Here is a 14,227-nt window from a genome sequence, read left to right as displayed (position 1 = left end):
CCTGGACCATCAGATGCATGGCCATGGTGCTTGCCCTGCTGATCAGGCCCTCCGGCCCATCAGCCGCCCCTGTGTACCGACACAGCGTTTCTGCGCAGGAACATGTGATGTCGAGACCAACCCGGAGCGGCTGATACAGGACACCGGCATCGGTTACCGATCCCGGGAAGACGCCCACTCACACTGTCTTCTGTCCGAGGCCACGACGATACGAGTACACACGGCATGGAACTTGACATCACCACCTTTCATTTCTCGAGCATCCTGAGCCGGGTCGGCTTTTTCATTGTGTTCTCGGTCATGATCGCCAGAAGCCCACAGGCCCGATACCTCTGGTACTGGGGTGGTGCGCTTGCGACTTCGACAGCAGGATCGATCATCGCACTGTCGATCCCCCAGGAAGCCATGCCTGCCCCGATGCTCGGGGCACTCATGTTCAGCGCCTACACGGCCAGCATGGCGCTATCATGGAACGGGCTTCGCCTCTTTTACGACAAGCCCGGGAAATGGCGTCATGTTCTGACACTTACCGGGCTGGCGGGGGCGAGCTACATTGTCCTGCCCGCACTGTCCGTCCCGATGACAACCGAAATGTCGGCACTCTATCTGATGGCAGGGCTGGGCGCAGGGCTGGTGGTCATCGAAATATACCGGGCTCGCCACGAACGGCTCTGGTCACAATACGTGGTCGCAGCGGCCTTTCTGGGGTACCTGATGAGCTTCGCCATCGGGATAGCATTACTGTTTACCAGCGAAGAGGCCGTCACGATGACCAGTGCCGGGCAGGGCCCAATGATCTTCGATCAGGTCACAAGCATCATGGTATACCTCGGCTTTATCGCAATGAGCAGTGAATGGGCCAATCAGCGCCTGATCGAGCAGGCCGAAACGGATCACCTCACCGGACTCACCAATCGCCGCGGAGTGGCACGCCTGCTTGGCGCAATGCACTTTTCAAGCACCACCAGCGCCGTGCTGATGCTGGACATCGATCACTTCAAGGAGATCAACGACCGATACGGCCACGAAGAAGGCGATGCAGTGCTGATCGAATTTGCCGAGCGCATCCGTCAGACGCTCAAGGATCATGCTCTGGTCGCCCGCTGGGGTGGTGAAGAATTTCTGGTCGTGCTGACAGACAGCACCCCACAGACAGCATGGCAGCGCGCCGAAGACATACGCCGCGCGGTAGCAGGCGCACCGTTTCACACCGCCGGCGGCCTGCTTGATGTCACCGTCAGTATCGGTGTGGCCATCACGCCGACCCTCGTCAGACAGTTCGATACCACCGCCAGCGCGGCCGACGCCGCGCTCTATCAGGCGAAACACAACGGCCGCAATCGGGTGTGCCTTTCAGGCCCCTCATCGGCCGACCATGTGCCTTTACGCTCGGGACAGTTCAACAACCCTTGACGGCAGGCCGATATGGCGCACGGAAGAAAAACGGCCGCAGGCGGACGCCCAGCATGTTGCCGGCAAAGGCAAACACCATCCACACCCACCCGTGAAGGCTACCCGAGGCAATGCCGCTGAAATAGGCACCGATATTGCAGCCGAAGGCAATACGCGCACCATACCCAAGCAACAGGCCGCCAATGACCGCTGCCGCCACCGAGCGCAGCGGAATTCGAAAATTCGGCGCAAACCGACCGGCCAGCGATGCCGCTACCATGGCTCCCAGCACGATACCGATATTCATGACCGAGGTTACATCGTGATCGATTCCTTCCTTGAGTGACGCGGCCCGACCGGCATCCTGCCAATAGGCCCAGCTGCCCGGATCAAAACCGATCATCGCCGCACCTTTCGCGCCCCACAGGGCAAAGGCAGAAGTGATCCCCCAGGGCCGCCCGGCCAGTGCCAGGGTTGCAAAGTTCAGAAGTGCCAGAGCCAGTGCACCCAGCAACAGGGGCCACGGGCCTCGCAGCCAGCGAGAACGGTCCGACGGCAATACGCCACCACTGGCCTCCACACTGCCGTGCCTACGTTTTTCAAGCCATAGCGTGGCCAGCGCAATCACGCCGAACAGGGCAAGACTCAGGAAAATACCGTTGGCAGACCCCATTGTTTCAGGCAGCGACACGGGGGCCAGCGCCGGCAGGCTCATCCACCAGTCAAAGTGAATGGTCGCCAGCACAGAGCCGATGATGAAAAACACAAGCGTTATCACCATACGGGCATTGCCACCCCCGGCGGTAAACAGCGTACCCGACGCACACCCTCCGCCCAGCTGCATGCCCAGACCGAACATGAAGGCCCCGGCCACGACCGATACACCGATCGGCGAAACAAAGCCCTGTACCGGATGGCCAAACAGCGTGCCACTGGCCAGGGGCGGGAAAAACAGCACCACAGCCACGGCCAGCAACAGCATCTGGGCGCGCAGCCCTCGACCTCGCCGCTCGACAATCATGCGACGCCATCCGGAGGTAAAGCCGAAGGCCGCATGATAAAGCACGACGCCCAGGCCGCTGCCGACCAGCAGCAGCGCTGCCTGCACCAGGCTGACCATGCCCGCCAGCCAGCCAAGCCCTGCCAGAAGAAGCGCCAGAGCGGCAAGCCCCGGCAGGCCAAGGGGCCGTGATGGTGGCGTGGCAGGCGCCTTACTGCCCTGTACTGCTTTCAAATGTGCCATGGTGTCCTCCTGAAACAGACCGGGCCGATGACATGGCAGTCATCGGCCCGCTTTCACATTACTGTCCACGGCCAGAGACTTGCCCCGGCCGCTCATGCTCAGTCACGAAATACCCGAACACCCAGCGCCTTGAGGTATGCGGTTTCGGGAATCGACGGATGAATCGGATGATCCGGGCCCTGGTGTCCCTGGAAGATGAGCTGGCCATGACGATCCTGATGGCGGGCTGCGCCACGCACCAGGTCGATGTGACGCTCGCTGGCCAGGTGCATGGAGCAGGACGCGGAAACCAGCAGACCATCACGACCCATCAGGCGCATCGCTTCACGATTGAGGCGGCCATAGGCACGCTCGCCGTTATTGATGTCCTTGCGCTTCTTGATGAACGCGGGGGGATCGAGAATGACCACGTCAAACTGTTCACCGGCCGCCTTGAGGGATGACAGCACCTCAAAGGCATCACCTTCCTGCACGGAGACCCGGTCTTCAACGCCATTGAGGCGTGCATTACGGCCGACATGCTCCAGTGCAGTCCCCGAGGCATCAACGCACATGACCTGACTGGCACCATGGTTGGCGGCCTGTACCCCCCAGCCACCAACATAGCTGAAGACATCCAGCACCCGCTTGCCTTCAACCAGACGATTAAGCCACGCCCGGTTGACCCGGTGATCATAGAACCAGCCGGTTTTCTGGCCATCGATCACGCGCGCTTCAAAGCGGGTATTGTTCTCTTCCATCATCACCGCCTCGGGAAGTTCACCCTGCACCACTTCGATGCTGGGCTCGAGCGACTCCATGCGACGCCCGCTGGTATCTCCCTTGAATACGATGACCCGGGGTGAAACCACCTTGTTCAGGGCGTCAATAATGCTGTCACGCATGCGTTCCATGCCCAGCGTATTGAGCTGCACGACCAGGATATCATCGAAACGATCAATCACAAGGCCCGGCAACAGGTCACCCTCACCGTGCACCAGACGATAAAAGGGCTTGTCGAACAGGCGCTGACGCAGGGCCAGTGCCTGCTTGAATCGATGGACCAGCAGCGAGCGATCGAGCCGCACGTTGGGGTCCCGGGAGACCACTCGGCCGCAGATCAGCGAGTTGGGATTGACGTAGGCGACACCCAGTTCCTTGCCACCGGCAGCTTCAACAATCGCCTGCGCGCCGGCTTCAAAATCCTTCAGCGGCGTCTTGGTGATGTCTATTTCGTTGGAATAAAGCCAAAGATGCCCGGCCTTGAGCCGTTTATCGGCATTTTTCTTGAGGCTCAGGCGCCGGGTAATGGATACATCAGACATGGGAAAACTCATCCTGGGGCCCGCAGGCCATCAATATGTCGCGGGCAGCCCTGAAGGGCTGCCAACAAGCGTATGGGGGAATGATACACGCCTGCGCCGACGGCGTAAGCCACCAACAGACGATGGCACATCAGATACGGCCCGACCGGGTGTGGATAACCTGAATCCTGCCGCGTCCGGGATCAGTGCTGACAGGTCGGACAAAAGACCGTCGCACGCTGACCGATCACCACACCTTCCAGCAGCGTGCCGCATTCCCTGCAGGTTTCACCACGACGTCCATAAACATAAAGCCGCTGGGCGAAATAGCCCGGCTCACCGGTGCCGCTGACAAAGTCACGCAGGGTCGTGCCGCCCTGCTCAATGGAAGCAGCCAGTACCTGGCGAATCGCCGCGCACAGCACCTGGCACTCGGCCAGCTCCAGCTCACCGGCCGGCCGGCGCGGGTCCACCCGGGACATGAACAGCGCTTCGTTGGCGTAAATATTGCCTACGCCTACCACTACGGCGTTATCCATGATGAAATTCTTGACTGCCACTCGCTTTCCCCGAGAGCGATCAAACAGCACCTGCGCGGTGAACCCATCATCAAGCGGCTCCGGCCCGAGCCGGGCCAGCCGGGGGTCACGGTCCCAGTCATCCACCAGATCAATCAGCCCGAACCGGCGAGGGTCGTGATAGCGCAGGACCCAGCCGGAGGACATGACCCAATCGATATGATCGTGCTTTCGGGGCAGTGTTCCCGGTGCCACCAGCCTCAGGCTGCCGGACATGCCCAGATGCCACAGCACCCTGACCGACTCCACCTCGATACACAGGTACTTGGCCCGTCGCGTTATCGCAGTAACGGTCCGACCAACCAGTCGGTTTTCCAGACCGTCGGGCACCGGAATACGCAATGTCGGAAAGCGTACCCGTACTTCATTGATCTCGAACCCTTCCACGTAGGGCAAAATGCCTCGACGGGTGGTTTCCACTTCGGGTAACTCGGGCATGCTGTCTCCTGATGTCCTGCCGCACCCTGTGCGTCCCGCAAAAAAATGACGCCGGCAACGCCGGCGTCATCTCATCAGTATATCAATCCAGCGCTTACCGCGTCAGCGGGCAGCCTGAGTGACATAACGAAGTTCCAGATAGCTCTCGATGGCTTCACTGCCACCTTCAGTGCCATAACCGGAATCCTTGATACCGCCAAACGGAGCTTCAGGCAGACCCAGCCCGTTATGGTTGATGGTCAGCATGCCACATTCAACGTCACGCCCCAGCGCTGCCACAAGGCGATGATCACGTGCATACGCATAGGCCGCCAGGCCGAACGGCAGACGATTTGCCTCGGCAACCGCCTCATCGTACTCGCTGAAGGACTGGAAGAGCGCAACCGGGCCAAACGGTTCTTCGCTCCAGGCACGCGCAGAAGCAGGAACATCCTTGAGCACGGTAGGCTCGAAGAAGAATCCCTTGCCTTCGCCGCGCTTGCCGCCGGTGACCACCTGCGCCCCCTTCTCGACAGCGTCATTGACGAACGCCTCGATATTGTCACGGCCACGCCCATGGATCATGGGCCCGATCGTAGTGCCCTCATCCAAGCCATCGCCCTGCCTGAGCGCCCTCACTTCGGCGGCAAACTTGTCAATGAAGGTGTCATAAACCGCGTCCTGAATCAGAAAGCGGGTAGGCGCGATGCAGACCTGACCCGCGTTGCGAAATTTTGCCAGCGCCATTTCGCGGGCTGCCACATCCAGATCGGCATCCTCGAATACCAGCACCGGGGCATGACCGCCCAGCTCCATCGTGGCCCGCTTCATGTGCTGACCAGCCAGTGCTGCCAGATGCTTGCCGACCGGCGTCGAACCGGTAAAGGAAATCTTGGCCACCTTCGGGTGCGGAATCAGGTACTCGGAAATGTCAGCCGGCACACCGTACACAAGGTTGATGACGCCGGCAGGCACACCGGCATCAGCAAAGGCGCGCACCAGTTCGGCGGGAGATCCCGGCGTTTCCTCCGGCCCCTTGACGATAATGGTACAGCCGGCAGCCAGGGCTGCAGACAGCTTGCGCACGACCTGATTGATCGGGAAGTTCCACGGCGTGAAGGCAGCCACCACGCCCACCGGACGCTTGCTTACCTGCTGCTGTACATCCGGCTGACGTGCCGGCACCAACTGACCGTATGTACGCTGGGCTTCTCCGGCAAACCAGTCGATCGTATCCGCAGCGCCCAGGGTTTCAGCCCTGGCCTGAGCCAGCGGCTTGCCCTGCTCGCGAGTCATGATGCCGGCAATATGATCAGCCCGCTCACGCAGCAGTTCGGCAGCGCGACGCATGGTCTTGCCTCGCTCGAGCGGAGAAGTGATACGCCAGGTAGCGAAAGCCGTCGAGGCCGCGTCAAGCGCCTTGTCAAGGTCGGCCTGACCGGCTCGGGCAACCTGTCCGATGACCTCTTCCGTGGCCGGATTGACTACATCCAGACTGCCTCCATCGGCCGCCGGCTGCCATTGACCGTTCACGAACAACATTACGTCAGGATACATACGCTGGTTTTCTCCTTTGAACAGGAAAGGTAGTATGACCCACCCCATTTGTTAGCATGCTAGTTAAATGGGGATGGCTCTTTCGATTTCAACCCTGTCAGCATAATGAATATGCAGCGCCGGGATATCCTGATCGAATAAAACAAAAAGGCATATAGATTTATTCTTTTATGACGTTATTGAATTATTGACCTACCATGTTGCCAATAACGATGACGTGAACAAGGACTCCATCGATGAACATCAAAACACTGCTGTCTGTTGTGGCCCTGGGAACATTGACCCTGGCTACCCTGCCCGCTCAGGCCGATATCAGGGTCGGCATGTCCGGCAACTATTTCCCGTTCACCTTCGCCCGGCAGGGCAAGCTTCAGGGCTTTGAAGTCGATGTTCTGAACGCCATCGGCAAGCAGATCGGTGAAAACGTGTCCTTTGTCACGGCCAACTTCTCCGGGCTGGCCGGTATGCTGGACGCCGGGCGCATCGATACGATCGCCAACCAGATCACCATCACCGACGCGCGCAAGGCCAAGTACGCCTTCAGCACACCCTATGTGTATGACGGTGCACAGGTCGTGGTGAAACGGGGCAATGACAGCATTCAAGGCCCCGCGGATCTGTCCGGCAAGACCGTCGCCGTCAATCTGGGTACCAACTTCGAGCAATTGCTGCGTGAACTGCCCAATGCCGACGACATCAACATCAAGACCTATGAGTCCAATGTCGAGCAGGATGTCGCCCTTGGTCGTTCCGATGCCTTTGTCATGGACCGCGTCAGTGCCGCTCAGGTCATCAAGAAAACACCGCTGCCGCTGCAACTGGCCGGCCAGCCATTTTCACGCATCGAAAACGCCCTGCCGTTTCGCGATGACAGCGAAGGCGTAGCCCTGCGTGACAAGGTCAATCAGGCACTGGCAACCCTTCGAGATGATGGTACCCTCGCGCAGATTTCCGAGAAGTGGTTTGGCACTGACATTACCTCGCCATAAGCGAGTCGCACCAGGAGGCAGCGTGTGAGCGTGCTTGATTTTTCCTACATGGCCCAGCTGGCGCCGTATCTGCTCACCAAGCTGCCGATTACCCTCGGCATGGCCAGTGCCGGCATGCTGTGCGCGCTGGTACTGGCCTCGCTGCTGGCGGTGATACGTGTCACCCGCCCGCCGGTACTGAACCAGCTCACGCTGCTGTTCATTTCCTTTTTCCGCGGCACCCCGCTACTGGTTCAGCTGTTTCTGTTTTATTACGGTCTGCCGCAGATCTTCACGTCGCTGGTCAAGGTAGATGGCATCACGGCCACCATCCTCGGCCTGACCCTGCATTTCAGTGCCTATATGGCTGAATCGATCCGGGCAGCCATTGCCGGTGTCGACCGCAGCCAGACCGAGGCGGCGCTGTCGATCGGCATGACCCAGGGGCAGCTGATGCGGCGTATCGTGTTGCCTCAGGCCACACGCATTGCCGTGCCAACGCTGATGAACTACTTCATCGACATGATCAAGTCGACGTCTCTGGCCTTTACCCTGGGCGTGACCGAACTGATGGGCGCGACCCAGAAGGACGCTTCCAGCAGCTTCATGTATTTCGAGGCCTTTCTGACCGTGGCGATTATCTACTGGGTAGTCGTGGAACTGCTGTCCCGGCTGCAGAAGATGCTGGAACATCGTTTGAACAGGGCCTACGCGCGATGATTACTCTCTCCCGTCTCGTCAAGACCTTTGGCAACAGCACCGTACTCGACGGCATTGACCTCACCATTGAAAAGGGCGAGATCATTGTAGTGATCGGCCCCAGCGGTACCGGCAAGTCCACCCTGCTGCGCTGCATCAACATGCTGGAAACGCCGGACAGCGGCGAAATAAGCCTGAACAAGCTTCGAATCGACTTTGCCAAAGCCTCCCGGGCAGAGCAGCTAGCGCTGCGGCGCAATACAGCGTTTGTCTTCCAGAACTACGCCCTGTTTGCCAACCGGACCGCGCGCGACAATGTCGCCGAACGCCTGATCGTGGTGGACGGCTGGCCCCGGGCCCGCGCCCACGCCCGCGCCATGGAACTGCTGGAGCGTGTAGGACTTGGCGACCGGGGCAACGCCTATCCGTCGGCCCTGTCGGGAGGTCAGCAGCAGCGGGTCGGAATTGCCCGGGCCATGGCGGCCGATGCCGAAGTCATCCTGTTTGATGAACCTACCTCGGCACTCGACCCTGAATGGGTCGAAGAAGTTCTGGGCGTCATGAAACAGCTGGCCAGCCAGCGCCAGACCATGATGGTAGTGACTCATGAAATGCAGTTTGCCCGCGATGTGGCAGACCGGGTGATCTTCATGGAAGGCGGACGCATTGTAGAGCAGGGGCCACCGGACCAGCTGTTCAGTGACCCGAAGGACCCCCGCACTCGCAGCTTTCTCAGAAAGGTACTGGGCACTTCGGCATAAAACCCTGTCCGGGGCCCTGAACGGGCCCCGGGTATCACGCAGGCTCAGGCCAGGATGGTGTCGATGTCGTCGTCCTGATGCATCAGCTCGACGATATCCTCGTAAAGCGTCAACAGGTCCAGTGACAGCGGCTTGCGCACATCCACCGGGAACTGCCCAAGCGCCTCTTCCTCGGACTTGCCGTTGACGATGCACCGATACAGGTATGCAGACAGGTGAACCGCCGCGGCGTACGCCGAAAACGGGCTGGTATCCAGCGGATGGTTCTGAAATTCCAGCGCCGTGCGAATGGTTTCCGGAAAGCGCCAGCGGCGCGCCAGCTCGGCGCCGACCTGGGTGTAATCATAGCCGAACTGGTTCAACTCCAGCTCGCTTCGAAGGGCTCCCTGCTCCACCAGCTTGTCGATCCGCAGCATTTTATCGGGATGCCCGATATGCATGAGGGTCAGGCCGATGTTATGCAGGATGCCACAGGTGAAGGCCGTTTCCGCTGACACGTCCTTTATCTTGCTGTTGCGAACGATGGTCCGGGCGATATTGGCCACCATGAAGGACTCGCGCCAGAACTCGCGCCGATCAAGCCCGGGAATTTCCTTGAAGGCACAGGTCACCCCGGAGGCAATCACCAGGGTCTTGACGCAATCAAACCCCAGCAGCATGACCGCATCATCGATTGACCCGATATTGCGTCCGGCACCATAGCGCGCCGAGTTGGCCATGCGCAGCACCTTGAGGGCCAGGTTCGGGTCCTTCTTGATACTGCTGGCCACTTCATCAACGCTGATATTGCGGTTGTTGAAGTTCTCGATCAGCTCCATCACTACTTCAGGAACATTCGGGAGTTGGTGAATTTTTTCGAACAGTTGATCCATGAGAAGCCCAGCCTCTTGTCGCAGTCACGCACGGCGCAGCCGGCGAAGTTGCTGCTTAAAACGGCATACCGGCTCGAATCTTGATAGGCTTCACTCACATTCCAGACCCGGAAGTTTCCATGCCTGCTCCCTGCCCCTGCCAGTCCGGCCATCCTTACGCCACCTGCTGCGCGCCCCTGCATCGCGGTGAGGCCGTTGCGGCCACCTGCGAGGCACTGATGCGCTCCCGCTATAGTGCCTTCGCCCTTGGCGGGCTGGGAGACTACCTGCTGGCGACATGGGCCCCGGGTCGTCCCGAGCGCCGGGAGCTATCGGCGGCGGCCCTGTCGCGACGTGAGGCCGAATGGACGGGACTCGAGATCATTTCAAGCCAGGAGCGGGGCCGGCGGGGCGAGGTGGAATTCAAGGCGGCCTTTTTGGCGGAGGGAGTATCGCACGTCATGCACGAGCGCTCGCGTTTCATCCGCGAGGGGGACCACTGGTATTACCTGGACGGGATTCAGAACCCACCAGCGGAAAAGGTTTCCCGCAATGGCCCCTGCCCCTGCGGCAGCGGTAAAAAGGCAAAGCGCTGCTGCATGGGCTGACAGCAGCACTTACTGATAGCGTCGGCCGTCATACTCCAGAAAGCCATCCGGATGGCGTCCCCGCGGGTCATGATGGGTCCAGTGGAGCACGCCCCCTCGCGCGTTCCAGACATATTCACCACGAAAACGAACGTGGGCGCCGCGTTCAAGGCCATCCAGCCGTGGGGCAAGGTCGATATTATGCGCCACCAGCAGCGTCTGCCCATCGGCCAGTCGCAGAATGAAACGCTGGTGCCGGTCTCCGCGCGTATCATCGCTCAATATCCGAAACACCACCCCCTCACCGGTGATCAGCACATCACTCTGATGTGCCTCGAACGCCTGAGCGGCCGTGGCCTCGGGCGGCGACGAGCCTGCCGCCAGGCTGACTGCCGGCCCGGCTAGACACAGCATGCACAACAGCACACACCAGCGAATCAGTACGGTCATCATGGCTCCCCTGCCAGCAATGGATCACGATCGGGCATGGGCCCGACCTGTTTCAAACGTTGAAGAAGCCTTCCAGCCACTGGCGCAGCGACCGTCGCCAACCGGACTCGTTCGGAGGTATATCACTACCGATATAGACCGTGGCCGTCAATCCGGCAGATAACTGAACATCGTCCGGGATGTCATCGATGGTAATGCGTACCGGTAACCGCTGTGACAGCCGCACCCAGTCAAAGGTCGGATCAACGCTGGTCAGCCCGGAAGACTGGCTGGACAGGCTGTTGTCGGTAATGCCGCGTGCAATGCTGTTCACATGTCCCTTGAGCGGCTCACTCCACGCCATCAGCTTGATACGCGCGGGGTCGCCCGGGTGAATATGCGACAGCTTGGTTTCCTCGAAATACCCCTGCACATAGAAGCTGTTCGCATCGACCAGCGTCAGGGTTTCTGCGCCGGCATTCACATACTGCCCGGGCCGCAGCAACAGGTTGGTGATATACCCATCGACCGGCGACTTGACGACGGCTCGCTCAAGGTCCAGCTGTGCCTGGCTGACGGCCACCTCGGCCTGAGACACGGCCGCCTGTGCCGCACGGTAGCTGAATTCGGCGTCGTTGCGCTCTTCATCGGAGACGTACTGTTTCAGGTCCCGACGACGCTGGTAGCGCTGACGCGTGTTGTCGGCATCGACCTTCAGCTTCGTCAGATTCGCGCGAGCGTTGGACAGCGCCAGCTCGTAGCGCGCCTTGTCGATGGTAAACAGCACCTGCCCCTGGCTGACGCGCTCGTTGTCGTGCACGTTCAGCTGGTCGACCAGCCCGGACACATCTACCCCGACATGGACGATATCAGCCCTGACACGGCCATCCCGCGTCCAGGGGTCATGCATGTAGTGCTGCCATATCTGATAAAGCGCCACGCCGGCCAGCACCAGCAGTGCCAGAGTCAGCACAAGCCGCAGGGGTTTTCGATTGATTGACACCATAATCACTCCGATGCGTTACACGGGGGCAGGCCACAACGCCATGACTACCCATAACCACAAGGCAAAAAATGCCATATCCACAAGGCTCGGATGCCAGAACCAGCGATACAGCCCGATCCGCGACCACAGACGTCGCGACAGGAAATGAAGCACGCCCGCCAGCAGCAGTGGTACCAGCAGCGGCGGCAGCAAAAAGCCGAACAGCGACCACTCATTCAGCATGATCATCCTCCACAGACAGGGTGTTGTCCGAACCGGCAAGCGCCATCAACCGATGGGACAGCATCTCGAGCTCGGCGGCCATGCTGATCCAGGGCGGTCTGGCATGATAAAACGTCCGCGCCCAGTCGATGGCCTCGTGCGCTGCCTGTCGGCTTGCCTTCCGATCAACACCACTGTGCGCCTCCTGCTCCTGATACAGCGTGTGCCCCAGCCGCGACAGCCAGTGATCGAACTCGTCCAGGGCCACCCCCTCGGTCGAGGACGCCATGCGCCGCCGCAGATGGCGCAGCCGCCAGACCCCAAGACCAAGTCCGTGCAGCGTAGTGGCCATGTGAAGCTGATCTGCCGTACTGCCAAGCGCCATCATTCGCCCCAGACGATCATGCAGTCGGACCTCGAGCCGCCCGCGATGAGGCAGCGCACTGTCTCCGGCCAGCCGGGCAAACTCATCCCAGAAGCCCCCAAAGAGGTTCTGCAGCCGCTGATGACTTGGACGCTGGCGAAACAGCATAAAGACCACCACTGCCGCCGCGGTACCCACCAGCGACGCCAGTGAGGAATTAAGCAGCGCCAGGGGGGCAAAGTGAAACTGCTGCTGCAGGTTCAGGGTCATCGACAGGTTGATGATTGCCGGCAGCGATGCCGCCAGCGCGGGATAGGGCAACATCAGCGCCGTCAGCCCGACGGGCACTGCCAGACTGATGGCCATCAGCCAGAACCCACTGATGGCAGGAAAGATGATAAAGGAATACAGCATGGCCACCGGCACCGAAATCGCCGTGCCGATGAAAAAGTGAAATACGATGCGGTGAGGGTTCGGCGCCTTGGCAAACAGTACACAGAACACCGCCATCATCATCATGGCGAAATAGCCGGACAGCCAGCCGCTGTGAAGCCAGAACAGCCCCAGAGCCGTAAAGCCGGCAAAGACACGAAAGGCGTTGAAGGCAGCAACACGATGCTCAAGGTGCAACCAGGTTCCCCTCGCTCGCCGGGGCAGCTCGCGAGGCGCCCGCCCCGTGTGCAGCGTTGACAGCAGGCGCTGGCCATGCAGCATCAGGGCGGAAATATCCTGCAGTCGCGAGATGACCAGTGCCATGCAGGCCTGTGTCGGCGGCGGAACCGAGGTATCCCGCTCAAGGACGGGAAAGGACAGGGCGTCATCACTGACGCGCCCGGTATCATCAAGCCGTTGCCAGGCCATGAACCACGCCTGCATCCGGGCGCTGATGTCACTGGCCAGCGCCTCCCCGCCCGGCTTGAGACGCAGCCGCGCCAGAGCCACCTCCAGATCGGCCAGAGCCGACAGCAGTGCCAGACTGTCGCTGGCAAAGCGGGCCAGCGGCTGACGGTGCAATCGATAGCGCCAGTGTTCAAATCGGGCCATGCCCTGGGTCTGATCCATCTGACGCTGCTGTTGCAGCAGCGCCTGATAACGAGCCAGACGATTGCTGTCTGCCGACTGCTCAAGCAACGCGGTCGACTCCCGCGCCACCTCCCTTAAAAACGTGGTGATGGCCTGAGGCAGCCGGTCGCTGCCAAACCGGGGCATGACGGCAATGTTGATTATCAGCCCCACGATAATGCCCAGCCCAGTTTCTTCCGTCCGCCCGATGGCATAATCAATGACATGAACCGGATCATGGCCGATGGCGGTCAGCGACACCATGGTAGCGGTATAGCCGCACAACATCATGGTGTAACTCAGCGGCTCATCCTGAAGCAGCATCACGCCATAGGTGCACACGGCAAGCCAGGCGCCGGCGGCAAGCACATACAACAGGGGTTGCTGACCGAAGAACCCGATCAATACCACGCCGGCCACGGCGCCTATGACCGTGCCAAGCAGACGCGCAATACCGCGGCGTACCATCACGCCCACCGGCGGCGTCGCGCCGGTAAACATCATCGGCTGCACCGTCACCAGCAGTACACCCAGAATGGCCCAGGCCGGTTGAACCAGTCCGAAACGAATCGCGATATAAAGGGTAATGACGACGGCAATGGCGGTTTTAAGTGCCATCAGTACACGATCAGCCCAGATCGCATTCATTGAGCCACCTCGGATAAAAACGGGCCTGTTTTGGCGGAACAGAAAGGAAGGTTACTGATTACTAAAAAGCGCGCCGGATCGCCCGGCGCGTAATACGAGCAAAGCCGCTCATTAGTAAGGATGCTCAGTATTTCACGAGGTTACGTCTGCCGTCTACCCCTCATGACAATTCTGCGTCACC

Annotated in this window: 14 protein-coding genes; 5 read left to right on the top strand and 9 right to left on the bottom strand. The window is 60.2% G+C overall.

Going from position 1 to position 14,227, the window contains the following annotated elements; genetic code table 11:
* Positions 1-225: 225 nt before the first annotated feature.
* Entirely contained in the window at positions 226-1,413 is a 1,188-nt protein-coding gene (locus OQ287_RS08625) for a GGDEF domain-containing protein (RefSeq protein WP_250935280.1), read from the top strand.
* Here OQ287_RS08625 and OQ287_RS08620 read toward each other — a convergent pair.
* The 4 genes from OQ287_RS08620 to OQ287_RS08605 form a co-directional block, all read right to left on the bottom strand.
* A complete protein-coding gene (locus OQ287_RS08620) occupies positions 1,400-2,635 on the bottom strand; it encodes a YeeE/YedE family protein (protein ID WP_265896179.1) in 1,236 nt (411 codons plus the stop codon). The two genes, OQ287_RS08625 and OQ287_RS08620, sit on opposite strands and share 14 nt — an antisense overlap.
* A gap of 98 nt (positions 2,636-2,733) precedes the next feature.
* Complete coding sequence (locus OQ287_RS08615) at positions 2,734-3,924, bottom strand: class I SAM-dependent rRNA methyltransferase (RefSeq protein WP_250937949.1); 1,191 nt, start codon at positions 3,922-3,924, stop codon at positions 2,734-2,736.
* Between the two features lie 197 nt (positions 3,925-4,121).
* Positions 4,122-4,934, bottom strand: a complete 813-nt coding sequence (mutM, locus tag OQ287_RS08610) for a bifunctional DNA-formamidopyrimidine glycosylase/DNA-(apurinic or apyrimidinic site) lyase (RefSeq protein ID WP_250935276.1) — start codon at positions 4,932-4,934, stop codon at positions 4,122-4,124.
* Positions 4,935-5,036: 102 nt separating this feature from the next.
* A complete protein-coding gene (locus tag OQ287_RS08605; protein ID WP_250935273.1) occupies positions 5,037-6,470 on the bottom strand; it encodes an NAD-dependent succinate-semialdehyde dehydrogenase in 1,434 nt (477 codons plus the stop codon).
* Positions 6,471-6,706: 236 nt separating this feature from the next.
* On the opposite strand from OQ287_RS08605, the gene OQ287_RS08600 reads away from it, so the two are divergent.
* The 3 genes from OQ287_RS08600 to OQ287_RS08590 are packed head-to-tail and all read left to right on the top strand — an operon-like array spanning position 6,707 to position 8,898.
* The gene (locus OQ287_RS08600) at positions 6,707-7,459 is read left to right on the top strand and encodes an amino acid ABC transporter substrate-binding protein (protein ID WP_250935271.1); all 753 of its coding nucleotides are present in this window, start codon (positions 6,707-6,709) and stop codon (positions 7,457-7,459) included.
* Between the two features lie 48 nt (positions 7,460-7,507).
* On the top strand, positions 7,508-8,158 hold the full coding sequence (locus OQ287_RS08595; RefSeq protein WP_284732695.1) for an amino acid ABC transporter permease: 651 nt from the start codon (positions 7,508-7,510) through the stop codon (positions 8,156-8,158).
* A complete protein-coding gene (locus OQ287_RS08590; protein ID WP_250935267.1) occupies positions 8,155-8,898 on the top strand; it encodes an amino acid ABC transporter ATP-binding protein in 744 nt (247 codons plus the stop codon). The genes OQ287_RS08595 and OQ287_RS08590 overlap by 4 nt, the downstream gene beginning before the upstream one ends.
* 44 nt (positions 8,899-8,942) lie before the next feature.
* On the opposite strand, the gene OQ287_RS08585 is transcribed toward OQ287_RS08590, so the two are convergent.
* Complete coding sequence (locus OQ287_RS08585; RefSeq protein ID WP_250935265.1) at positions 8,943-9,770, bottom strand: HDOD domain-containing protein; 828 nt, start codon at positions 9,768-9,770, stop codon at positions 8,943-8,945.
* A gap of 119 nt (positions 9,771-9,889) precedes the next feature.
* Between OQ287_RS08585 and OQ287_RS08580 the strand changes: the two genes are divergently transcribed.
* Positions 9,890-10,357, top strand: coding sequence for a YchJ family protein (locus tag OQ287_RS08580; protein ID WP_265896177.1), 468 nt, complete (start codon positions 9,890-9,892; stop codon positions 10,355-10,357).
* Between the two features lie 9 nt (positions 10,358-10,366).
* Here the strand turns inward: OQ287_RS08580 and OQ287_RS08575 are convergent, their stop codons facing one another.
* The 4 genes from OQ287_RS08575 to OQ287_RS08560 are packed head-to-tail and all read right to left on the bottom strand — an operon-like array spanning position 10,367 to position 14,046.
* Complete coding sequence (locus tag OQ287_RS08575; RefSeq protein ID WP_250935262.1) at positions 10,367-10,789, bottom strand: DUF3465 domain-containing protein; 423 nt, start codon at positions 10,787-10,789, stop codon at positions 10,367-10,369.
* A 49-nt stretch (positions 10,790-10,838) separates the two neighbouring features.
* Positions 10,839-11,771, bottom strand: a complete 933-nt coding sequence (locus OQ287_RS08570) for an efflux RND transporter periplasmic adaptor subunit (RefSeq protein WP_265896176.1) — start codon at positions 11,769-11,771, stop codon at positions 10,839-10,841.
* Between the two features lie 15 nt (positions 11,772-11,786).
* On the bottom strand, positions 11,787-11,993 hold the full coding sequence (locus OQ287_RS08565) for a DUF1656 domain-containing protein (RefSeq protein ID WP_250935260.1): 207 nt from the start codon (positions 11,991-11,993) through the stop codon (positions 11,787-11,789).
* Positions 11,983-14,046, bottom strand: a complete 2,064-nt coding sequence (locus OQ287_RS08560; protein WP_265896175.1) for an FUSC family protein — start codon at positions 14,044-14,046, stop codon at positions 11,983-11,985. Before OQ287_RS08560 ends, OQ287_RS08565 begins: the two co-directional genes overlap by 11 nt.
* Between the last annotated feature and the right edge of the window lie 181 nt (positions 14,047-14,227).

The sequence above is a fragment of the Larsenimonas rhizosphaerae genome (genome assembly GCF_026240105.1).
In the GTDB taxonomy this organism is placed as follows: domain Bacteria; phylum Pseudomonadota; class Gammaproteobacteria; order Pseudomonadales; family Halomonadaceae; genus Larsenimonas; species Larsenimonas rhizosphaerae.
Note: the sequence above shows the minus strand (reverse complement) of the source record. Positions and strands in the feature narration are given on the sequence as shown.